We start from the raw sequence: 21,836 nt of genomic DNA on the forward strand, positions 1-21,836 counted from the left end.
TGAGCCTAGAGGAGGGGCCCGGCACCGTGGTGGGCAGCAAGCCGTACGGGCGCGGGGAGCGGCCCTGTCGCCGGGCGCCGGGCTACAGGGACTGTTCAGCGAGGAAGCCGGTGATCAGGGCCGTCCACTCCTCGGGGCGCTCGACCATCGGGAGGTGACCGGTCGCGATCTCCGCGTACCGGGCGCCGGGGATGTGGTCCGCCAGGTAGCGGGACTGGGAGGGGTGGACCAGGGGGTCGAGGGTGGTGGCGATGACCAGGGCCGGTACCGCGATCTCGGGCAGGTCGGCGGTGGTGTCCACGGTCGCGACCAGTGCGGCCTGCTCGGCGGAGCCCGGCGGCGGGCCCGCCGGGTCGTCGTCGAGTGCGGCCGCCAGCGCGTCCGGGGGCAGTGCGTCGAGATGGTCGGGGGCGAAGGCGGCGAGCGTACGGGCCTGGGCGAAGCCCGTGTAGTCGCCGCGGTCCAGGAGGCGCAGCCACAGGTCGAGCCAGATGCGGATGCGCTGGTCGGGCCGGGCGAGGCCGGCGGTGAGCACCAGCCCGCGCACCCGCTCGGGGTGGCGTGCGGCGGCCCGTACGGAGACTGCCGTACCGAGCGAGTAGCCGACGAGGGTGAAGGTTTCCACGCCGGCCGCGACCGCCTCGGCGACGAGGGCGTCGGCGAGCGCGTCCAGGGACAGCGGGCCATCGGCGCGGGGGGTGGCGCCCGAGCCGGGGTAGTCGGGGGCGACGACGGTGTGACCGGAGTCGGCCAGCAGCGGTATCAGCGGGGCGAAGTTGTCGGCGATGCTGCCGGTGGCGCCGTGCGCGAGCAGGATGCCGGGGCCGGGCCCGTGGGGCGGTCCGGCTGCGGCCGGGGGGCGGGTGACCGATGTGGACAGCGGGGGGAGCGGCGAGATGGAGGGGGCCGGGGGTGCGGGAATGTGCGTCATGGGCGGCAGGTTGCCCCTTGACACCGGTGTCAAGGTCAAGTTGCAGGGCGCGCCCTCCCGATATTCGGGGGAATCCGGCGGAATCAGGAATGCAGGAGGGGCGCCGGGAGTGCTGTGGGAAGGGTGTGTCGTGCGGGGGGTTCAGCCGTGTGCGGGGGATGTGGCGGGGCTGTCCGCGGGAGCGGGAGGGCAGCGGCAGGAGGCATGGCGGATAGGGCAGTTGGCGAGCCGTACGGGTGTCAGCACGCGGTCGCTGCGCTACTACGAGCAGCAGGGGCTGCTGCGTGCCGAACGTGACGGGAACGGATACCGCCGCTATGGCCCGGAGGCCGCCGAGACGGTCCGGCGGATCCGTGAGCTGCTCGCCACCGGGCTGAGTACGGACACGATCCGTGAGCTGCTGCCGTGTGCGCAGGGCGGTCCCGGCCTGCAGGCGTGTGCCTTCTCCTGCGGGGTGGTGGAGGGACAGCTTGCGCGGCTGGACGCGGAGATCGCCGAACTCCTGCACCGTCGCGAGGCGTTGGGCCGGTACGCGGGTCTTATGCGCGAACGCCGCGCCCAGGACGAGGCGTTGGCGGCCCGCGCGCTCCGTTCGGCCTGAGAGACGCCGGAGGACCCGCCGCCGCGATCCGGGGAGTCCCCCGGGCCCAACCCCGCCCGCCGCCAACGGAATTCCCCGATCGTCGCCCGCGGGTTGCCGAAACCGGCCATGGAGTCGGATCCTCGTGTGCACCGTGCTCGGGGGAGTCGCGGGGGCCGGCGGCGGGTGGTTGGCGTGCTGCGAGTGCACTTCACGAGGCAGGATCTGGCGCGTACGCGACTGGCGGACGGTGCGGACCCGCTGTGGGAGACCGCGCTGAGCCTGCACAGTCTGCGGGGTTTCGGGGGCCGATCCGGCGCGGGATGCCTGGCGGCAGCATGCCGTACGGCACGGCCCAGGGCCGTTGCGGGCCCTGTTGCCCTGGTGCTGCGGCACGGCTACTTCCCGGACTTCCTTACCCCGTACGCCGGTTCGGAGGGTGTCGAGCCCGCGCTGCCGCCCGTGCTGGTGTATCCGGCGGGTGCGGACGCGGAAGGGCCCCGCCTCCGTACGTACGGAAGCGGGGCCCTCCGGGGCGTGCAGACCCGGATCGGTACCGGCATCGGCACCAGGACCGGGGCAGGATCAGAAGCGTCGCGTGATCAGCGCGCGCTTGACCTCCTGGATCGCCTTGGTGACCTCGATACCGCGCGGGCAGGCGTCCGTGCAGTTGAAGGTCGTACGGCAGCGCCAGACGCCGTCCTTGTCGTTGAGGATTTCGAGACGCTGCTCGCCACCCTCGTCACGGCTGTCGAAGATGAAGCGGTGCGCGTTGACGATCGCCGCCGGGCCGAAGTACTGGCCGTCGTTCCAGAACACCGGGCAGGAGGACGTGCAGGCGGCGCAGAGGATGCACTTCGTCGTGTCGTCGAAGCGCTCGCGGTCCTCGGCGGTCTGCCGCCGCTCACGGGTCGGCTCGTTGCCGTTCGTGATCAGGAAGGGCATCACGTCGCGGTACGCCTGGAAGAACGGCTCCATGTCCACGACCAGGTCCTTGAGGACCGTCAGGCCCTTGATGGCCTCGACCGTGATCGGCTTCTGCGGGTTGATGTCCTTGATCAGCGTCTTGCACGCCAGGCGGTTCTTGCCGTTGATGCGCATGGCGTCGGAACCGCAGATGCCGTGGGCGCAGGAACGGCGGAACGTCAGGGTGCCGTCCTGGTCCCACTTGATCTTGTGGAGGGCGTCCAGGACGCGCTCCTTGGGATCGATCTCCAGCTGGAAGTCCTGCCAGCTCGCCTCTTCCGAGACCTCCGGGTTGAACCGGCGGATCCGGAAGGTGGCGGTGATCATCTGCGAAGCGGTGTTCTCCGCCGCGTCCAGTGCCGCGGAGTGCTTCTCAAGCGTGGGGCTGCTCATCAGTACTTACGCTCCATCGGCTGGTAGCGGGTCTGCACGACCGGCTTGTAGTCGAGGCGGATCGACTCCGAGCCGTCTGCGCCCACCTCGCGGTACGCCATGGTGTGCCGCATGAAGTTGACGTCGTCGCGGTTGGGGTAGTCCTCGCGGTAGTGACCGCCGCGGGACTCCTTGCGGGCGAGTGCGGACACGGCCATGACCTCGGCCAGGTCGAGCAGGTTGCCCAGCTCGATGGCCTCCAGCAGGTCGGTGTTGAACCGCTTGCCCTTGTCCTGGACGGACACGTTCAGGTACCGCTCGCGCAGCTCGCCGATCTTCTCGACCGCGGTCTTGATCGTCTGCTCGGTGCGGAACACCATCACGTTGGCGTCCATGCACTCCTGGAGTTCCTTGCGGATCTCCGTGACCCGCTCGGTGCCGTTGGAGTCGCGCAGCCGCTCGACCTGGTCGATGACCTGCTGCGCCGGGTTCTCGGGCAGCTCGACGAAGTCGTGGTCGGCGGAGTACTCGGCCGCGGCGATGCCGGCCCGGCGCCCGAAGACGTTGATGTCCAGGAGCGAGTTGGTGCCCAGGCGGTTGGCGCCGTGCACGGAGACGCAGGCGACCTCGCCGGCGGCGTACAGGCCCGGCACGACGGTGTCGTTGTCGCGCAGCACCTCGCCCTCGACGTTGGTCGGGATGCCGCCCATGGCGTAGTGCGCGGTCGGCTGGATCGGGATCGGGTCCGTGTAGGGCTCGATGCCGAGGTACGTGCGCGCGAACTCGGTGATGTCGGGCAGCTTGGCGTCCAGCTGCTCCGGCGGCAGGTGCGTGAGGTCCAGGTAGACGTGGTCGCCTTCCGGACCGCAGCCGCGGCCTTCCCGGATCTCCGTGTAGATGGAGCGCGAGACGACGTCACGGGACGCGAGGTCCTTCATGACCGGCGCGTACTTCTCCATGAAGCGCTCGCCGTCCTTGTTGCGGAGGATGCCGCCCTCACCGCGGGCGCCCTCCGTCAGCAGGATGCCCATCCGCCAGATGCCGGTCGGGTGGAACTGGAAGAACTCCATGTCCTCCAGCGGCAGTCCGCGGCGGTAGGCCGCGGCCTGGCCGTCACCGGTCAGCGTGTGCGCGTTGGAGGTCACCTTGAAGAACTTGCCGGTGCCACCGGACGCGAAGATGATCGCCTTCGCCTGGAAGACGTGGATCTCGCCGGTCGCCAGCTCGTACGCGACGACGCCGGCCGACTTCTTCACGCCGTCGACGTCCTGGAGCAGCAGGTCCAGGACGTAGAACTCGTTGAAGAACTCCACACCCTCCTTGACGCAGTTCTGGTACAGCGTCTGGAGGATCATGTGGCCGGTGCGGTCCGACGCGTAGCAGGACCGGCGGACCGGGGCCTCGCCGTGGTTACGCGAGTGACCGCCGAAGCGGCGCTGGTCGATCGTGCCGTCCGGGGTGCGGTTGAACGGCAGGCCCATCTTCTCCAGGTCGAGGACGGAGTCGATGGCCTCCTTCGCGAGGATCTCGGCGGCGTCCTGGTCGACCAGGTAGTCGCCGCCCTTGATCGTGTCGAAGGTGTGCCACTCCCAGTTGTCCTCCTCGACGTTGGCGAGGGCGGCGGCCATGCCGCCCTGCGCCGCGCCGGTGTGGGAGCGGGTCGGGTAGAGCTTCGTCAGGACCGCGGTGCGGCTGCGCTTCGTCGACTCGATGGCCGCGCGCATGCCCGCGCCGCCGGCGCCGACGATGACGGTGTCGTACTTGTGGATCTTCATTGGTCGTTACCTCAGCCCCGGCTTCAGGCGATGTTCGGGTCGAAGGTGAAGATCACCAGCGTGCCCAGAAGGACGGTGAACACCGTGGCGGTGTAGAGCAGCATCTTCAGCCAGAAGCGGGTCGTGTCCCGCTGCGCGTAGTCGTTGATGACGGTGCGCAGGCCGTTGGCGCCGTGCAGCATGGCGAGCCACAGCATGCACAGGTCCCAGCCCTGCCAGAACGGCGAGGCCCAGCGGCCGGCCACGAAGGCGAAGCCGATCTTGGAGACGCCGCCGTCCAGCACGAGCTGGATCAGCAGGTGACCCAGGACGAGGACGACCAGCACGACGCCGGACAGCCGCATGAACAGCCAGCCGTACAGCTCGAAGTTGGTGCGCGTCGACTTCGGGGTCTTCTTGGTGCGCTTGCGCGGCGGCTCGATGACGGGCGCGGGGTTGTCCACGTCGTAAAGGCTGACGTCGTTCACGGTCGCACCTGCGGGGGAAGTTGTTTCAGCAGACATCTCGCGTCATCAGCTCCCGAACAGCGTGCGCAGGGTGTGCTGCAGCACGGGGTAGAAGGCACCGGCCATCAGCACGACCCAGACGCCCACGACGGTCCACAGCATCTGCTTCTGGTACTTCGGGCCCTTCGACCAGAAGTCCACCGCGATGACGCGAAGGCCGTTGAGCGCGTGGAAGAGGATTGCGGCGACGAGGCCGTACTCCAGCACGTTGACGATGGGTGTCTTGTAAGTCGCGACGACGTCGTCGTAGGCCTCGGGAGAGACCCTGACGAGAGCGGTGTCGAGGACGTGTACGAACAGGAAGAAGAAGATGAGGACGCCAGTGACTCGATGAGCCACCCAGGACCACATGCCTTCCCGGCCGCGGTACAGCGTTCCAGCCGGCACGGAAAAACCCTCCGGGAGCGGGGATTGGGGCCTGCCGGCTTCTCTGTCGGTCTGGCCCGGCCGGGTACGGTCCACCGGCCCTGGCCATCGTAGCGACGCGCTGTCGGTTCCTTACGCCGGGGCCCTTAGGTGTGATCAAACAGGCACCAACGGGCTATCACACAAGTGCGAATCAGGATGTTATGGACATTCGGCCGTAAGGCGTGACAGTCGGCCGCGGACCAGACGGCGCAGCTCGTCCGCGGTGACCGCGCGCTCCTCGTCCGGGTCGTTCCCCAGCCGGGTGCGGATACCGGCCAGCATCTGGTCCAGTCGCTCCTCGTCCTGGTAGTCGTCGAGGCAGATGACGAAGGCGTGCCGGAAGCGGCGCTCGTACTCGGCGTGCGCGGCGCGCAGGGCGGTGTGGGCGGCGAGGATGCCGGGGCCCGTGGCGACCGGCAGCGGCAGCGGGGTGGCCGACTCGGCGGCGAGCGCCTCGTCCAGATCGGCCGGGGTGAGGTCGTAACACGCCTCGTCGGACGCGGCGAGCAGCGCGCCCAGGTCGGGATAGGGCCGGTGCTCGGCGATCCGCGCGACCCACCTGCGGCTGCCGCAGCAGGACGGCAGCGCGGCCCTGGCGGCGTCCGGCGGCAGGGCGTTGAAGGCGACCGGTTCCGCGGTGTCCGAAAGTGGCGGGAGCGGGCCGGGGCTCTGCGAGGGTATGCCGCGCCGCGGAGCGTGGGACAGATGCAGCGTCGTCGGCCGGGCGGCCGGAATGTCGCCGGACAGCGTGGGCTCCTCGGACGGGACGGACGGGACGGGGGCGCGCCGGGTGGGTGCCGGGCGCGGGACCTGAGGTGCGTCGACGGGTGCGATGCGGACTGCTGACGGAAGCTGGACGGGCGGCGTACGGATCCCGGACGGGTACGGAAGCGGAGGTGGGAGCCGTGACGACTGGTGTGCGGCGCGCGGCCCCGGAGCGATTCCGGCGGTCCGGGAGCCCGGTGCGCGGGCTGCCGAACGGCGACGCCACCGTAACGACGAGCGTCGGGCACTGTCCGACGGATGCGCGGTTTTCACCCGGATGAGAGACGTTTCACGTGGGCGGTGGACGGCTGCCGGAGTGGTGATCCTGCGTTTCCGCAGCGTGCGCCGTCAATGCCGCGCACTTTCCATGTCTTCGCCCCGAAAAGTGAGGATTGCACGATGTTGAACCCGAGCCGGCCGAGGCGCCCCGAATGGCCGAAAGCGGCACCACGGGCCCAGCGGACCCCCACCCCGGTCCCGGACAAACCTTCAGGAACGGCGCGCACAACGCATTCCCCTCGATCCCGCGCCGCCCTCCCCGTCGCCCTGCTGGCCTCCGCGCTGACGCTGACCGGCTGCTCGAACGCCGCCGACGCCGATCCCCCCGGCAACACCGGATCCCCGCCGTCCGCCGCCCCCACCCCCACCTGGAAAGCGGTGACCGGCAAGCCCCGCACCATCCCCGCCGTACGGGACTTCCGACCGGCCGACGGGCGCGGCTGGCGGCCCTCCAAGGGTGCGCGGATCGTGGTGCCGGCCGGCGAGAAGAGCACCGTCGCCGACGAGGCCCGGCTGCTCGCGCAGGACCTCGGCGGCATCCCGGTGGTCTGGGGCAAGCAGACCGTACGGCCCGGCGACATCGAGCTGAAGCTCGCGGGCAAGGGCGGCAAGGCGCCCGAGCAGCTGCCGGACAACGCCCCGGCCCGCTCCACCGCGGACGAGGCGTACACCCTCACCGCCCGCAGCACCCGGCTCACCCTCAGCGCCCCCACCGACGCCGGCATCTTCCAGGGCACCAGGACCGTCAAGCAGGCCGTGCACGCCGCGGGCGGCCTGCCCGAGGGCACCATCGAGGACCGGCCGGACCGGCTGCAGCGCGGCATGCTGCTGGACAACGCCCGCAAGCCGTTCGACGCGCAGTGGATCGAGGCCAGGATCCGCGAGCTCGGCGACCTCAAACTCAACCAGCTCCAGCTGCACTTCTCCGACGACCAGGGCTTCCGCATCGAGAGCGACAGCCACCCGGAGATCGTCTCCAAGGACCACCTGACCAAGGCCCAGGTCCGTCACCTGCTGAAGGTGGCGCAGTCCCGGCACGTCACCGTCATCCCGGAGATCGACTCGCCAGGACACCTGGGCGCGGTGCTCGACAAGCACCCCGACCTCCAACTCCGCAACGCCCGGGGCACCGTGCTGCGCGGCGCCATCGACATCTCCAAGCCCGCCTCGGCCAAGCTCGTCGACGACCTGCTGCGCGAGTACGCCTCGCTGTTCGGCTCGCCCAAGGGCGCCCCCGCCTACTGGCACCTCGGCGGCGACGAGTACCAGGCGCTGATGGTCTCCGACCCCGCCGCCTCGTACCCAGGGCTCGCGCAGGCCGCGCGGAAGAAGTACGGGCCGCAGGGCACCATCGAGGACCTGGCGACCGGCTGGCTCAACGACCGTCAGAAGACGGTGGAGAAGGCCGGCAAGAACCGGATCGAGGCGTGGAACGACGGCTTCTTCCCGGACGCGAAGGTCAAGGCCGACAAGAACCGTACGGTCGGCTACTGGACCGGCAAGGAGATCGGCAAGCGCGACCCCGCGGAATTCCTGCGCGAGGGCCGCAACCTCGTGAACCTCAACGACGAGTACCTCTACTACGTCCTGGGCGAGCCCAACGAGTTCGTCTACCCGACCGGTGAACGCATCTACCGCAGCTGGACCCCGGCGGTGCTGCGCCACACCTCGCCCGTGAACGTCCCGAAGAGCATGACCGGGCCCGACCGGATCCAGGGCGCGCGGTTCGCGATCTGGTGCGACCTGGCCGGATCGCAGACCCCGGAGCAGATCGCGCGCGGGATCCGGATGCCGCTCGCGGCGCTGGCACAGAAGGTGTGGGATCCGCGGACCCCCGCGATGAGCTGGGCGGACTTCCGGACGCTGGCCGACAAGGTGTGAGCGGGCGGCGGCCCCGGACCAGGAAGGCGCGTGGGACGGCCGGGGCCGCCACCCCCCACAGGAGAGGCCCCGGCCGTCGTTCACGGAGGGGCCGGCGAGGGCCCCTATTCGATACAGCGCCGGACGGCCCGAAAGCGTCACAGGGGGTGTGGGCGGGGGCACCGCTCGTGGTCTGGACGGCGGCCGTGCCGGGCCCGTAACGTGCCACGGCCCGGCCCGGGTGCGGAGCCGATGACCAGGCGGGTTACCGTCAGCGGGAACATCCGGGTTACCGGCGGTTCCGGGGGCGCCGCGAGCTGCGGTGGGCCGCCCGGCGCCGTGGTGAGCGGGGAAGCAGTGAATCGGCAAGGACCGGGCAGCGGACGTTCCGCATGCGACAGGATGGATCCGTGCGAGGGGACGACATTCAGCCGGACGACAGCCGGCTGACCGTTGCCGTGCAAGCGGCACAGGACGGTGACGAAGCGGCGTTCCGCGTCGTCTACCGTGCCGTACATCCCCGACTTCTCGGATATGTACGGACGTTGGTGGGTGAAGCGGACGCGGAGGATGTCGCCTCCGAAGCCTGGCTGCAGATCACCCGCGATCTCGCCCGCTTCAGCGGAGACGCGGACCGGTTCCGCGGCTGGGCCGCCCGCATCGCCCGCAACCGTGCGCTCGACCACATACGGATGCGCGGCAGGCGCCCCGCGACCTGCGGCGACGAAAGCGAACTCGCCGATACGCCCGCCGCGTCCGACACCGCGGGCGAGGCACTCGAAGCCCTCGGCACCGGCCGCACCCTCGGGCTGATAGCCCGTCTCCCGCAGGACCAGGCCGAGGCCGTCGTGCTGCGGGTGGTGGTCGGACTCGACGCCAAGAGCACCGCCCAGGTCCTCGGCAAGCGGCCCGGCGCGGTACGGACCGCGGCCCACCGCGGACTGCGCAGGCTCGCCGAAATGCTCACCGGCGACCCCGGCACGGACGACGCCACGGAAGCGGCGGCCAACGGCGCGCAAGCGCCCTGCGACGGCCCGGCACCCGGCGCGAACGGCACCTCACCCGCCCCGCCCGGCGCCCCGGGCAACAGCACGGAACAGCGCGCAGGCACCCCGTCCGACCGGCCGGAACGCGGTCCGCGCGGGGGTGGTGGAACGATGGGCGGGGTGCCCGCACAGGGACGAAGACGCCGGGACGGCGTCGCGGAATCGTACGTACCCGGTGTGACGGAAACGGCCGCGCGAACGCAGAAGGACATGTGATGGCCGACGACCGGTACAGCTGGCTCGACGACGATGCCGCGGAGCGACTGCTGCGCGGCGAGCCGGTCGGCTCCACCGCGGGCGACGGCGCCAGGGAACTCGCACAGCTGCTGGACGCCGCGGCGGGCGCGGCCGGACCGGCAGCGTTGCCGGGGGAGGAAGCCGCACTCGCCGCCTTCCGCACGGCGCAGGCCGGGCCCGGCGGGGCCGGTACGCGGACGGCGGAGATCCGCACCGCTACCGGGGCCGGCCGGCCCGAACGCACCACATTCGCCCGCCCGTTCCGGCGCGCCCTGGTCGTGGCGCTGGCGGCCTGCGCCATCGGCGGGGTCGCCGTCGCCGCCGGTACGGGCGTGCTGCCCACGCCGTTCCGCGGCGGCGGCACGGACCCCGAGCCCGGAGCCAGCGTCTCCGCCGCGGTCACCCCCGGCACCCTGGAGAGCGAGGAGCCCGGCACGGTCCCCGAAGGCGGTACCCAGTCCCCGGAGACGACGCCCCCCGGCCAGGACCCGACCGACCCGGCGGCCTCGCAGTCACCCGACGTCCCGTCGGGCGGCACCTCGGGACCGCCCACCCCGGACCACACCCCAGGCGACGGCTCGGGCAAGGACGGCGCCACCGCGGGCTCGGGCAACGGCGGGCAGACCTCGGGCGAGGGCGGGGCCGACCGGCGTGCCTTCGTCGCGTCGCTCTGCCGCGACTACCAGGCGGGCAAGCGCGGCGAGATGGACCGCGACACCCTCCGGCGCCTCGAACGCGCCGCCGGCGGCCCGGCCAAGATCCACGCGTTCTGCCGCGCCTACCTCAAGAAGTACCCCGCCGGGTCCGGCTCGGGCAGCCACCCGGGCAACGGCCAGAACGGCGGCCAGAACGGCGGCCACGACGAGGACGACGACCACCACCCGACCCCCGGACCGGGCTCCACCCCAGGTCAGAGCGGGGGCACCGGATCGCCCGAGCCCTCCGGCAGCACCACCGTGCGGGCCCCGAGCCTCCCGGCGCTCCGTAAGGTGTGACGTTTTTTCGGCCCCCGGCGCAGTACTGAATGAAGCCGACTGGTCATCGGCTGCGCGCAGGCCCGGGTTCCCCCCGTACCCACGGCTTCGCGCACATGGCGCGGGCGGGGCACGTTCCCCCGGCCCTGCCCGCGCCCCCCACTTCCCCCGGTACCTCCGGCACCCCCGCCGTCCCGGTGTGCGCCGTGCCGCCCCTGCGGGCACGCTGGGAATGCGGCCCCGGCACGTCGCCCCGCACGGAGCGCCCCGGCCGTCCGGCAGGAGGCGGGAGGCATGGCAGGCGAGTCCGACGGCGTCCGGCGCACCGAGAGCGGTCTGCCGATCGCGCCGGTGTACGGGCCCGAAGCGCTCGACGGCTGGGATCCCCGGCGCAGCCTCGGCGACCCCGGCGGCTACCCGTTCACCCGCGGCGTCCATCCGTCGATGTACACCGGCCGCCCCTGGACCATGCGCCAGTACGCAGGCTTCGGCACCGCGGCCGAGTCCCACTCCCGTTTCCGGCAGCTGATCGCCCACGGCACGACCGGCCTGTCGGTCGCCTTCGATCTGCCGACGCAGATGGGGTACGACTCGGACGCGCCGCTCGCGAGCGGCGAGGTCGGCAGGGTCGGCGTCGCCGTCGACTCGGCCGATGACCTGCGGACGCTCTTCGACGGCATCCCGCTGGACCGCGTCTCGACGTCGATGACCATCAACGCCCCCGCCGCACCCCTGCTCCTCCTCTACCAACTCGTGGGGGAAGGACAGGGAGTGACGGGAGACCGGCTGACCGGGACCATCCAGAACGACGTGCTCAAGGAGTACATCGCCCGGGGTACCTACATCTTCCCGCCCGCCCCTTCCCTGCGGCTGACCGCCGACATCTTCCGGTACTGCCGGGCCGAGATCCCGCGCTGGAACACCATCTCCGTCTCCGGCTACCACCTGGCGGAAGCCGGCGCCTCGCCCGTGCAGGAGGTCGCCTTCACCCTCGCCAACGCCATCGCCTACGTCCGCACCGCCGTCGCCGCGGGCATGGACGTCGACGACTTCGCGCCGCGGCTCTCGTTCTTCTTCGTCGCGCGCACCACCCTCCTCGAAGAGGTCGCCAAGTTCCGTGCCGCGCGCAGGATGTGGGCGCGGGTGATGAGGGAGCGGTTCGGCGCGGAGAACCCCAGGTCGCTGATGCTGCGCTGCCACGCCCAGACCGCCGGCGTCCAGCTCACCGCCCAGCAGCCGGAGACCAACCTCGTACGGGTCGCCCTCCAGGGGCTCGCCGCGGTGCTCGGCGGCACCCAGTCGCTGCACACCAACGCCTTCGACGAGGCGCTCGCGCTGCCCACGGACACCTCGGCGCGGCTGGCGCTGCGCACCCAGCAGATCCTCCGGTACGAGACCGACGTCACGGCCACCGTCGATCCGTTCGCCGGGTCCTACGCGATCGAATCGATGACCGACGAGCTGGAGGCGGCGGCCCTTCAGCTCATGGAGAGGGTTGAGGAGTTGGGCGGTGCGGTGGCGGCTGTCGAGCAGGGTTTCCAGAAGGGGGAGATCGAGCGCAACGCGTACCGCATCGCGCAGGAGACGGACGCCGGTGAGCGGGTCGTCGTCGGCGTCAACCGCTTCCGGCTGGACGAGGAGGAGCCCTACGAGCCGCTGCGCGTCGACCCGGAGATCGAGGCCCGGCAGGTCCGCCGCCTGGCCGCCCTGCGGGCCGGACGGGACGGTGCCGCGGTGACGGCGGCGCTGTCCGGGCTGCGGCGGGCCGCCGACGGGACGGACAATGTGCTCTACCCGATGCGCGAGGCGCTGTGCAGGTCGGCGACGGTCGGCGAGGTCTGCGACGCGCTGCGCGAGGTCTGGGGGACGTATACGCCGCGGGACACCACTTAGGGGGAGCGCCACGTGCAAGGCGACGGAGGGGAGTTCGGGCAGGTGGGACGTGGGATCGGCGGGGATCCCGGCGAGGCGCTGGGCCGGTTCGCCGGAGTGCTGGGGGCGAGCTGTCCCGAGGGGCGGACCGAGCTGCGCGGCTCCCTGGCGTCGGGCACGTACGACCGCTTCAGCGACATCGACCTGCGGTGGACGGTCCCGGGTGAGCGGTTCGCCGCGCTGGTCGCCGGTGTGGGCGACCAGCTGGGGCGGGCGCAGCCGCTGCTGACCGCGCGCAGCGATCCGGACTTCCATGGCAGCGCCGACCGCAGGCTGCTGACCTACTTCTTCCGTGACCTGCCGCTGTTCCGGCGGCTGGATCTGGAGATACGGGCCGCAGGTCCCGCCCGGCCGCCGGCTCCGACGGGCGGTGGCTGGCCGCCTCCGGTGAGCGCGCTGGCCAACGCGGTCGGCGCGGTCAAGGCGGTCCGCAGGGGCCGTCCCGACGAGGTCGTCCGCGGGCTCCTGGACCGCGGCTTCGCGCGTACGGGCTCGGCGGAGCGGGCCTGCGGGGCGTGGGCGGCGGACCTGCTGCGTCTGGTGGCGGCCGCCGAGCGGACCGGGCTCGACGCGGACCCGGGCGCGTGGGCGCTGGCCGCCCGGGTCCGCGATCTGGTGACCTGTGAGCTGACCTGATCCGGGACTGCGTCAAACTGGTCTCATGTCGTCACCCCGCCGCGCGTGCCCCGTCTGCACCCGAGAGATCGCCGTTGTCGGCGGCCGCTTCGCCCGTCACGACCCGCCGGGGCGGCGGACGGTGCTGGAGCTGATCTCCTGCCCGGGGTCGCGCCGGATCGCCCCGATGATGGCTCCGGCGGAGAAGCTCTTCGATCCGGAAGAGCCGCCGATTCCCGGTCAGCAGCCGCTGTTCTGAGGCGGGACCTGTAGGGCCGCCGCCGCTTCAACTACGGTGCCAGGACGTCCAGTTCAGCCATCGCGCCCACCGTGATCTCCCGCGTCAGCGACTCGGCCCGCGCCGCGTCGCCGACCCGTACCGCCTCCGCCACCTGCACGTGCAGGGAGACCGCGGCGGGGTCGGGGTCGGTGAACATCACGTGGTGCTGGGTGCGGCCGGTCAGTACCGCGGCGACCACGTCGCCGAGCCGCGCGAACATTTCGTTGCCCGACGCGGTCAGCACCACATGGTGGAAGGCCATGTCGTGCACCAGGTATCTGTCGAGCTGCTGGCCGCGTGAGGTGGCGACCATGCCCATGGCCTGCTCGGTCAGGTCGGCGCACTGTTCGGGGGTGGCGTGGATGGCCGCGAGACCGGCCGCGACCGGTTCGACGGCCGAGCGCAGCACGGTCAGGGAGCGGAGCTGGCGGGGGCGGTCCCGGCCGGCCAGGCGCCAGCCGATCACCCTCGGGTCGTAGACGTTCCACTCCTCGGTGGGGCGGACGGTGACGCCGACCCGGCGGCGGGATGCCACCAGTTGCATGGACTCCAGGACGCGGATGGCCTCGCGGATGACCGTGCGCGAGACGTCGAAGCGCTCTTCGAGTTCGTCGGTGCGCAGGACCGTGCCCGGAGGGTAGTCGCCCGCGGTGATCGCCGGACCGAGGGATTCGAGCACCCGTCCGTGCAGTCCCTTCCCCTGGTTCTCCATGGGATCACCCTACTTTCCGGGCCGGGCGCCGTTAAGTATGACGTTTTCGCCACAAGGTCTTGAATAAGTCGTACCTAATGGGTTTCAGTGGGGTGTCATACCGAGGTCGAAGAAGACAGCGAGGTACACGGGATGAGCACGCCCCACGTCATCGTCGTGATGGGAGTGGCCGGCACCGGCAAGACGACGATCGGCCCGCTGGTGGCCGCCGAACTGGGTGTGACCTACGCCGAGGGCGACGACTTCCATCCCCCGGCCAACATCGCCAAGATGTCGGCCGGCACCCCGCTCGACGACACCGACCGCGGCCCCTGGCTGGACGCCATCGGCGCCTGGGCGCACGCACGGGCCGGCCAGGGCGGCGTGGTCAGCTGCTCCGCGCTCAAGCGCCGCTACCGCGACCGGCTCCGCGCCGCCGCACCCGGCCTGGTCTTCCTGCACCTGACCGGAGACCGCGCGCTGATCGAAGCGCGGATGACCGAACGACAGGGGCACTTCATGCCCACCGCGCTGCTCGACTCGCAGTTCGCCACCCTCGAACCGCTCGGGCCCGACGAGCGCGGCGTCTGCGTGGACGTCAGCGGCACGCCCGAAGAGATCGCCGCACGGGCCGCCGACGCGCTGCACGCTCCGGCGGTCTGAGCCGCCGAGGGCCTCCCTCCCCTTCCCCCCTTCAAGGAATCGCCGTGACTCATCTCAGCGTGGAGATGCTCGCAGCGGACGTGGCCCCGCCGATCACCTCGGCCGGTCATGCGCAGCTGGGCATCGCCGTTCTGGCCGGCATCGCCGTCATCGTCCTGCTCATCACCAAGTTCAAGCTGCACGCCTTCCTGTCGCTGATCATCGGCTCGCTGGTGCTCGGGGCGGTTGCCGGTGCGCCGCTCGACAAGGCCATCGCCAGCTTCTCCGCAGGTCTCGGGGACACCGTCGCCGGCACCGGCGTGCTGATCGCCCTCGGCGCGATCCTCGGCAAGCTGCTCGCCGACTCGGGCGGCGCCGACGTGATCGTCGACACGATCCTGGCCAGGGCGAGCCGGCGGTCGATGCCCTGGGCGATGGTGCTGATCGCCTGTGTCGTCGGGCTGCCGATCTTCTTCGAGGTCGGCATCGTGCTGCTGATCCCGGTCGTGCTGCTGGTCGCCAAGCGCGGCAACTTCTCGCTGATGCGCATCGGCATCCCCGCGCTGGCCGGCCTGTCGGTCATGCACGGCATGATCCCGCCGCACCCCGGCCCGCTGGTCGCGATCGACGCGGTCGGCGCCAACCTCGGTATCACCCTCGCGCTCGGCGTCGTCGTCGCGATCCCCACCGCGATCATCGCCGGCCCGGTCTTCTCCCGTTACGCGGCCCGCTGGGTCGACATCCCGGCGCCCGAGAAGATGCTCCAGCGCTCGGACGGTCCCGGCGACGGATCCGGGCGGCCTTCGGACGGGCTGACCCGGCGGCCCGGCTTCGGCGTCACCGTCGCCACCGTGCTGCTGCCGGTCGTGATGATGCTGGCCAAGGCGCTGGTGGACATCGTCGTCGACGATCCGAAGGACTCCGTCCAGCGGGTCTTCGACGTGGTCGGCTCACCGATGATCGCGCTGCTCGCCGGTGTCATCGTCGCGATGTTCACGCTGGGCCGGCCGGCCGGATTCACCAAGGGCAAGATCGCCTCGACCGTCGAGAAGTCGCTCGGACCGATCGCCGGTGTCGTGCTGATCGTCGGCGCGGGCGGCGGCTTCAAGCAGACGCTGGTGGACTCCGGCGTCGGCCAGATGATCCTGGAGATCTCCAAGGACTGGAACATCTCCGCGCTGCTGCTGGCCTGGCTGATCGCGGTCGCCATCCGGCTCGCGACCGGCTCCGCCACGGTCGCCACGATCTCCGCGGCCGGCCTGGTCGCCCCGCTCGCCGCGGACCTGAGCACCACCCATGTCGCCCTGCTGGTCCTGGCCATCGGCACCGGCTCGGTGTTCTTCAGCCACGTCAACGACGCCGGATTCTGGCTGGTCAAGGAGTACTTCGGGATGAGCGTCGGCCAGACGTTCAAGACCTGGTCGATCATGGAGACGCTGATCTCGGTCGTCGGGATCGGCTGCGTGCTGCTGCTGTCGCTGGTGTTGTAGGCGAGGCTCCGCACGGCAGGCCGCCGGTCCTCACGGCCGGCCCGAAACCCACCGGGCGGCACACCGGCCGCCCCGGGCGCCATCCCCCCGGCGCCCGTCCGCTCCGGGCCCTCGTTCCCCCGCGAGGGCCCGGAACCCCGCACGGGGCCGTACCGGCGACTTCGCCGGTACGGCCCCGTGCGCGTTGCCGGTTCCAGGGGCAGCCCCGCAGCGTGGCCTTACGTCATCCGTCCTTCCACGAGGTCACGGCGCCGCCGACGGGCGTTTCAGGAGGGTGATGCCGTCCTCCCGGGCGACCTCGCGGTATCCGTGGGCGCGGTAGAGGTCGAGCATGCGGGCGGTGCCGGCCGCCGGGCACGGGGTCTTGACGGTGGGGTCGTGCCGGTCGGAGACCACCCAGCCGGGCAGGTCGGCCGGGAGGCCGGTGGGCGCGGCCGGGTCGGGTCCGGTGCCGAAGCAGACCAGGCTGACGGTGGTGCGGCCGGTCAGCATCGGCGCCAGCCGGTTCGACGAGGCGACCCGCGCGCCGTCCGGAATCCGCTCCAGCACCCGCTCGGCGGCGCGGACATGGGCGGGGGTGCGCCAGGCGGATGGCAGCACCAGGTCGTGGAAGGGGTAGACGGCCGCGGCGATTGCCGTGAACGCGGCGGAGAAGGCCAGGACCTGGCGGCGCCTGCGGCCCGGCAGCAGCTCGGGCCGCCGGTGGAGTACGTCGATCAGGCCCGCGAAGACGATCGGCATCAGGACGGCGTTGTAGTGGAAATTCGGCTGCCAGTAGTGCTCGTTGCCGGCGAACAGCCGCCAGCAGAGGGTGGGCAGGCACAGCAGCGTCAGCGGCGAGCGCAGGCCGTAGAACGCGGTGGGCGCGGCGAGCATGAACAGCAGCAGCCACTTCATCGGCGGCCAGAAAAGGTGCAGCCCGGCCGATGCGAGGCCGCCCAGGCCGCCGGAGGGCGACCCGCCGCCCGGCATCTGCTGCCAGTAGTCGAAGCCGCCGTGCGGATTCATGGCGGGCAGCAGGACCAGCATCTCCACGGCCGTGCCCGCCACCCCGGCCACGACGACGGCGAGCCCGAGCCGGAACGGCCAACGGGGCTGATCCTCCGGTGCGTTGCGCCGGTCCCGCGCCGCCTGCCAGATCACGTAGCCGCCGATCGCGGCCAGCGTGAGCCCGAGGTCCTCCTTCACCAGGAGCAGCGGCAGCGCCCAGGCCACCGCCGCCCGCCATCGCCGCTGCCCCAGCGCCGTCACGCTGAAGGCGAGCATCGGGACCGCGAAGCAGATCTCGTGGAAGTCCTTGGTGACCGCCGCGGCGATGCCCCACGAGGCGCCCAGGCCGCAGCCGACGACCAGACCCGCGACCGGCCCGGCCGCGCGGTGCGCCCACCGGGTGAGCGGATAGCAGGCCAGCGCCATCAGGGCGGCCTGCACCACGAGCAGCGTGACGGCGCCGGGGAACAGCCGGTACACGGGGGCGACGAGCGCCAGGATCGGGTGGAAGTGATCGCCGAGCAGGTTGAACCCCGGGCCCTTCAGCTCCACGACCGGGGCCTGGCCGTGTGCGTAGGCGCGGATCGCCTGCTCGAATATCCCCAGGTCGTAGCCCGCGTTGAGCATGCGGTCGTTTCTGAGGAGCGAGACGAGGGTGTAGAGGACGAAGCAGGCCGCGGTGAGGGACCAGCCCATGGTGCGTGGCCCGGGAAGGCGCTCGCGGAACGCCGGGCGGCGCTCGCGGCGCTCTGCTGCTTCCCGGGCCCTGGGTATGCGGCCCGCCCCCGGACGTATGCCCTTCGCCCGCACCGGACGACGTGCGCTGATCCGACCGGGGTTCAGACACAGGCTCTCGCCTGTCCGTTCCGCTGACTCCGCCATCGCCCCACCTGTGCTCGGCCCGCCGGGAAGTTTCGCCACCCGTCGCGGGCTGACGGGATGTCCGGTGCTCGGCCGCCGCGGCGTGCGTGGCGATGCCGCCACGGGAGTTTAGGTCGCCAGTACGGGCCGTCGGCCGGGAAGGGACGCGCCGGGGGACCGTCCGTACGGTGTGACGTCGGCCGTTGGACGGCCCTCACGATTCCTGGTTGGCCGGCCGGCCCGGCTGGAGCAGCCCGGGTTGTTGTGCCGGCGGAGTCCCTGATGCCGGCGGTGCGTCCTCGCCGGGCATGCCGCCGCCCGGTGCACGAGAGTGGTCTACGGATGCACCCGCCATGTGAGAGGCATCGAAATGCCCGAGCCCGTCGCTCTGTCCTACGAGGTCCTCGTCTCGGACGGCGTTCCCAGGAAGACCGGTCTGCGACTGCCGAACGGGGACGGGATCGTCTCCTCGCCGATTTCGTCCACTCTGATCTACGGGGAGCAGGACGCGGTCCTGGTGGACCCGCCACTGACCCAAGGCCAGATCGCGCAGGTCGCGGAGGGCGTGGCACGCTCCGGCAAGCGCCTTGCGTGTGTGTACATCACCCACGGCCACCCCGACCACTGGTTCGGAACCGCGACGCTGCTGGAGCAGTTCGGCGACGCCGGCACCGTCGTATACGCCACCGAGGGCACCATCCGGCAGATGCGCGAACAGCTGAAGGGGAAGGAGGAGGGGTTCGCGAACTCCTTCCCCCAGGTTCCGGAGAACACCCCGGTGCTCGCCGTCCCCGTGCCGGCCGACGGCTTCCGGCTGGAGGGCCGGCTCCTGCGCGCGGTGGAGACCGGCCACACCGACACGGATGACAGCTCCGTACTCCACGTGCCGTCGATCGGCCTTGTCGTCGCGGGAGACGTCGTCTACAACGGCGTGCACCAGATGATGCTCGAAGGCGGCAACGGGGGCCTCCAGGCGTGGCTCGACGGGATCGACCGAATCGCCGGCCTCAACGCGCGCCACGTGGTCGCCGGCCACAAGAACAAGGACCTGCCCGACGACCCGAAGATCCTTGACGAGACCCGCCAGTACCTGCGGGACACGATCCGGCTCCTCGCCGACAACCCGACCCCGCTGGAATTCTTCGACGAGATGATGAAGCTCCACAGCAACCGGCTCAACCCGGGACCGCTGTGGTACAGCGGCCTGGGCCTACTCGCCTGAGACACGCCTGACCGTCATCAAACCAAGGCGGGCGGACCAGGGCGCAGCGTGGCCAACCATCGGTCGACGGGCCGGCCGACCAGGAATCAGCGCACCGGCCGGGTGCCGACGCCCGCGAGGTACGGGCGCAGGGCCTCGGCAGCGTGGGCGGTGGCCTCGTCGGCGGGGGCGGCCGTGGCGATGTAGCCGTCGGGGCGGATGAGGTAGAGGGCGGGGGCGGTGCCGTAGGCGTTGCCGAGGTGGCCGTCGGGGTCGAGGAGGTGGGGGGCGGGCCCGGCCGCGCGGACGGTGCGGAGCAGGGCAGGGTCGGCGGGGAGCGCGGTGGTGTCGAGATCGGTTTCGCCGAGGACCAGCAGGGTGAAGTGCGGGCCGCGGAAGAGGTCGAAGAGGCGGACGGGGGTGCCGTCGGGGGTGGTGCAGGGGGCGTCGGGCGCGCGGTCGCCGGCCCGCGCGGTGCCCCCGGGCACGGCCGGGCGCAGTTCGCGGGTGAGCGGGCCTTCCGGGTAGCCGATGTCGAGTTGGTGCAGGTCGCGGCCGCGCTTCATCGTGCCGGAGCGGTGCAGCCGGGTGCTGGTCTCCAGGATTCGGGCGGCGATCGGGCGGCGCTCGGCTTCGTAGCTGTCGAGCAAGGAGTCGGGGGCGCCGTGCCGCAGGACCTGGCCGAGCTTCCAGCCGAGGTTGTAGGCGTCCTGGACGCTGGTGTTGAGGCCCTGGCCGCCGGCCGGGGAGTGGATGTGCGCGGCGTCGCCCGCCAGGAAGACCCGGCCTGCGCGGAAGCTGTCGGCCATCCCGGCCTTGGGGCGGAACACCGAGGACCAGACGACCTCGCGGATCTGCGCCACCGTGAGGTGGGTGTGGGCGGCGACCGCGGCGCGGACCGCATCCGGGTCGGTGTCGGGCTCGGATCCGTCGACGACGTAGCACTGGAAGTGGTCGGTGCCGGCGAGCGGGAGGAGCATGACGAAGCCGCCGCCCGGCCGCTCCCAGCGGTGCCAGTGCTCGCGGTCCAGGCCGTCGATGGCCAGGTCGGCGAGGAGCGCTGCGCCCGACGGCAGCGAGGGGCCGCCCATCCCGACGCCGATCGTCCTGCGGACCGTGCTGCGGCCGCCGTCGGCCGCCACCAGGTAGCGCGCGTGGGCCGTGCGGACGCTGCCGTCGGTGGCGCGGAGCCGGCCGCGGACGCCGTGCGCGTCCTGCTCGAAGCCGGTGAGTTCGGTGTTCAGGAGCACGCTGCCGCCCAGCTCCGTCAGGCGGTCGCGCAGCACTTCCAGATTGCGCCACTGCGGGATCATCAGGGCGCTGGCATACGGCGCCGCGGGGGTCGGCTCGCTCCCGATGATCATGTCGGTCTCGGCGATCATGCGGCCGTCCGCCCAGTGGGCCATCTTCGGGTACCGGCCGCCGTTGGCCCGTGCGGCGTCGATGACGCCGAGGTCTTCGTAGACCTCCTGGGTGCGCGGCTGGATGCCGGTGCCGCGGGCTCCGGGGGAGAGGCGGTCCTGGCGTTCGACGAGGAGGGCGGTGACGCCGCGCCTGGCGAGGTCGATGGCGAGGGCGATGCCGGTGGGGCCCGCGCCGGAGATCAGTACGTCCACGGGTGATTCGGCGGTGGCGGACGGTTCGGTGGTCCGGGTGGCGGCAGCGTCTTCAGCGTCCTTAACATTGTTAAGTTCCATGTTTCGAGCGTGCGCTTAACGGTGTTAAGTTGTCAACATGGCATCGCGAATTGACCGGAAACGGGTGGTCGATACCGCCCTGCGGCTGCTGAACGACGTGGGCCTCGACGGCCTCACCCTGCGCCGCATCGCGAAGGAGCTGAACGTCCAGGCGCCCGCGCTCTACTGGCACTTCAGGAACAAGCAGGAGCTGCTGGACGAAATGGCCACCGAGATGTTCCGGCGGATGTCGGAGCGGTTCATGGCCGGGGAGGGCGACGGCGCCCCCGACCTGCTCGGCGCGACCTGGCAGGACGCCCTGCACGTCACCTGCTCGGCGCTCCGCCGCGAACTGCTCGGCCACCGCGACGGCGGCAAGGTCTTCAGCGGCACCCGGATGACCGACCAGAGCTACGCGGCGCCGCTCGACGCCATCCTGCACCGCTTCACCGACGCCGGATTCACCCTGCCCGACGCGGTCCACGCCTGGTGGACCGCGTACAACTACACGATCGGCGTGGTCATCGAGGAACAGTCGGTCTACCCGGAGCCCGGTGCCCCGGAGCAGCGCAGGCCCGAAAGCCGCGACCCGGCCTACGACCTGGACGACCGCGAACGCCGGATCGGCGCCACCTATCCGCTCGCCGCCCGTGCCGGGCGGGTGTTCTTCGGCGACCTGGACGACGGCTTCGACAAGGGGCTGCGGATCATCGTGGCCGGGGTGGCGGCCACCCTGGCGCCCGGGGCGGGCGGCTGATC

General features: G+C 71.6%; 20 protein-coding genes. 11 read left to right on the top strand and 9 right to left on the bottom strand.

Going from position 1 to position 21,836, the window contains the following annotated elements; translation table 11 throughout:
• Nucleotides 1-82: 82 nt before the first annotated feature.
• Complete coding sequence (locus LIU39_RS19550; RefSeq protein WP_227048061.1) at nucleotides 83-931, bottom strand: alpha/beta fold hydrolase; 849 nt, start codon at nucleotides 929-931, stop codon at nucleotides 83-85.
• A 220-nt stretch (nucleotides 932-1,151) separates the two neighbouring features.
• Here LIU39_RS19550 and LIU39_RS19555 point away from each other — a divergent pair, with 220 nt between their 5' ends.
• Nucleotides 1,152-1,532, top strand: a complete 381-nt coding sequence (locus LIU39_RS19555) for a MerR family transcriptional regulator (RefSeq protein WP_264483008.1) — start codon at nucleotides 1,152-1,154, stop codon at nucleotides 1,530-1,532.
• 564 nt (nucleotides 1,533-2,096) lie between these two features.
• Here the strand turns inward: LIU39_RS19555 and LIU39_RS19560 are convergent.
• The 5 genes from LIU39_RS19560 to LIU39_RS35625 all read right to left on the bottom strand — a co-directional run bounded on the left by LIU39_RS19560 (nucleotide 2,097) and on the right by LIU39_RS35625 (nucleotide 6,576).
• Nucleotides 2,097-2,870: a succinate dehydrogenase iron-sulfur subunit gene (locus tag LIU39_RS19560; RefSeq protein WP_227048063.1), complete on the bottom strand. Its 774-nt coding sequence runs from the start codon at nucleotides 2,868-2,870 to the stop codon at nucleotides 2,097-2,099.
• Nucleotides 2,870-4,624 (bottom strand): succinate dehydrogenase flavoprotein subunit, encoded by a 1,755-nt coding sequence (gene sdhA / locus LIU39_RS19565; RefSeq protein WP_227048064.1) that lies wholly within the window; start codon nucleotides 4,622-4,624, stop codon nucleotides 2,870-2,872. The genes LIU39_RS19560 and sdhA overlap by 1 nt, the downstream gene beginning before the upstream one ends.
• Before the next feature lie 23 nt (nucleotides 4,625-4,647).
• Nucleotides 4,648-5,127 (bottom strand): succinate dehydrogenase hydrophobic membrane anchor subunit, encoded by a 480-nt coding sequence (locus LIU39_RS19570; RefSeq protein ID WP_227048065.1) that lies wholly within the window; start codon nucleotides 5,125-5,127, stop codon nucleotides 4,648-4,650.
• A gap of 9 nt (nucleotides 5,128-5,136) precedes the next feature.
• Entirely contained in the window at nucleotides 5,137-5,517 is a 381-nt protein-coding gene (gene sdhC, locus LIU39_RS19575; RefSeq protein WP_037678497.1) for a succinate dehydrogenase, cytochrome b556 subunit, read from the bottom strand.
• A gap of 180 nt (nucleotides 5,518-5,697) precedes the next feature.
• Nucleotides 5,698-6,576 carry a 2-oxo-4-hydroxy-4-carboxy-5-ureidoimidazoline decarboxylase gene (locus tag LIU39_RS35625; protein ID WP_372463974.1) on the bottom strand — a complete coding sequence of 293 codons (879 nt, stop codon included), beginning with the start codon at nucleotides 6,574-6,576 and terminating at the stop codon, nucleotides 5,698-5,700.
• A gap of 126 nt (nucleotides 6,577-6,702) precedes the next feature.
• Here LIU39_RS35625 and LIU39_RS19585 point away from each other — a divergent pair, with 126 nt between their 5' ends.
• From LIU39_RS19585 to LIU39_RS19610, 6 genes are all read left to right on the top strand, one after another.
• Nucleotides 6,703-8,463: a family 20 glycosylhydrolase gene (locus LIU39_RS19585; protein ID WP_227048066.1), complete on the top strand. Its 1,761-nt coding sequence runs from the start codon at nucleotides 6,703-6,705 to the stop codon at nucleotides 8,461-8,463.
• A 404-nt stretch (nucleotides 8,464-8,867) separates the two neighbouring features.
• Complete coding sequence (locus tag LIU39_RS19590; RefSeq protein ID WP_227048118.1) at nucleotides 8,868-9,704, top strand: RNA polymerase sigma factor; 837 nt, start codon at nucleotides 8,868-8,870, stop codon at nucleotides 9,702-9,704.
• Complete coding sequence (locus tag LIU39_RS19595) at nucleotides 9,704-10,720, top strand: hypothetical protein (RefSeq protein ID WP_227048067.1); 1,017 nt, start codon at nucleotides 9,704-9,706, stop codon at nucleotides 10,718-10,720. The genes LIU39_RS19590 and LIU39_RS19595 overlap by 1 nt, the downstream gene beginning before the upstream one ends.
• 273 nt (nucleotides 10,721-10,993) lie before the next feature.
• Complete coding sequence (locus LIU39_RS19600; protein WP_227048068.1) at nucleotides 10,994-12,592, top strand: acyl-CoA mutase large subunit family protein; 1,599 nt, start codon at nucleotides 10,994-10,996, stop codon at nucleotides 12,590-12,592.
• A gap of 42 nt (nucleotides 12,593-12,634) precedes the next feature.
• On the top strand, nucleotides 12,635-13,267 hold the full coding sequence (locus LIU39_RS19605; protein ID WP_227048069.1) for a hypothetical protein: 633 nt from the start codon (nucleotides 12,635-12,637) through the stop codon (nucleotides 13,265-13,267).
• A 25-nt stretch (nucleotides 13,268-13,292) separates the two neighbouring features.
• On the top strand, nucleotides 13,293-13,505 hold the full coding sequence (locus LIU39_RS19610) for a hypothetical protein (RefSeq protein WP_030981280.1): 213 nt from the start codon (nucleotides 13,293-13,295) through the stop codon (nucleotides 13,503-13,505).
• 31 nt (nucleotides 13,506-13,536) lie between these two features.
• Here LIU39_RS19610 and LIU39_RS19615 read toward each other — a convergent pair whose 3' ends face one another.
• Nucleotides 13,537-14,238, bottom strand: coding sequence for a FadR/GntR family transcriptional regulator (locus LIU39_RS19615; RefSeq protein ID WP_227048070.1), 702 nt, complete (start codon nucleotides 14,236-14,238; stop codon nucleotides 13,537-13,539).
• 132 nt (nucleotides 14,239-14,370) lie between these two features.
• Between LIU39_RS19615 and LIU39_RS19620 the strand changes: the two genes are divergently transcribed.
• Nucleotides 14,371-14,880: a gluconokinase gene (locus tag LIU39_RS19620; protein ID WP_227048071.1), complete on the top strand. Its 510-nt coding sequence runs from the start codon at nucleotides 14,371-14,373 to the stop codon at nucleotides 14,878-14,880.
• Nucleotides 14,881-14,924: 44 nt separating this feature from the next.
• Nucleotides 14,925-16,349, top strand: coding sequence for a GntP family permease (locus LIU39_RS19625; RefSeq protein WP_227048072.1), 1,425 nt, complete (start codon nucleotides 14,925-14,927; stop codon nucleotides 16,347-16,349).
• Nucleotides 16,350-16,592: 243 nt separating this feature from the next.
• On the opposite strand, the gene LIU39_RS19630 is transcribed toward LIU39_RS19625, so the two are convergent.
• A complete protein-coding gene (locus LIU39_RS19630; protein ID WP_227048073.1) occupies nucleotides 16,593-18,035 on the bottom strand; it encodes a DUF2079 domain-containing protein in 1,443 nt (480 codons plus the stop codon).
• Nucleotides 18,036-18,570: 535 nt separating this feature from the next.
• Here LIU39_RS19630 and LIU39_RS19635 point away from each other — a divergent pair.
• Complete coding sequence (locus tag LIU39_RS19635; protein WP_227048074.1) at nucleotides 18,571-19,422, top strand: MBL fold metallo-hydrolase; 852 nt, start codon at nucleotides 18,571-18,573, stop codon at nucleotides 19,420-19,422.
• Nucleotides 19,423-19,508: 86 nt separating this feature from the next.
• Here the strand turns inward: LIU39_RS19635 and LIU39_RS19640 are convergent, their stop codons facing one another.
• Nucleotides 19,509-21,098 (bottom strand): FAD-dependent monooxygenase, encoded by a 1,590-nt coding sequence (locus tag LIU39_RS19640; RefSeq protein WP_227048075.1) that lies wholly within the window; start codon nucleotides 21,096-21,098, stop codon nucleotides 19,509-19,511.
• Nucleotides 21,099-21,135: 37 nt separating this feature from the next.
• Between LIU39_RS19640 and LIU39_RS19645 the strand changes: the two genes are divergently transcribed.
• Nucleotides 21,136-21,834 carry a TetR/AcrR family transcriptional regulator C-terminal domain-containing protein gene (locus tag LIU39_RS19645; RefSeq protein WP_227048076.1) on the top strand — a complete coding sequence of 233 codons (699 nt, stop codon included), beginning with the start codon at nucleotides 21,136-21,138 and terminating at the stop codon, nucleotides 21,832-21,834.
• Nucleotides 21,835-21,836: the final 2 nt, after the last annotated feature.

The organism is Streptomyces pinistramenti, assembly GCF_020564935.1.
GTDB classification, from domain to species: domain Bacteria; phylum Actinomycetota; class Actinomycetes; order Streptomycetales; family Streptomycetaceae; genus Streptomyces; species Streptomyces pinistramenti.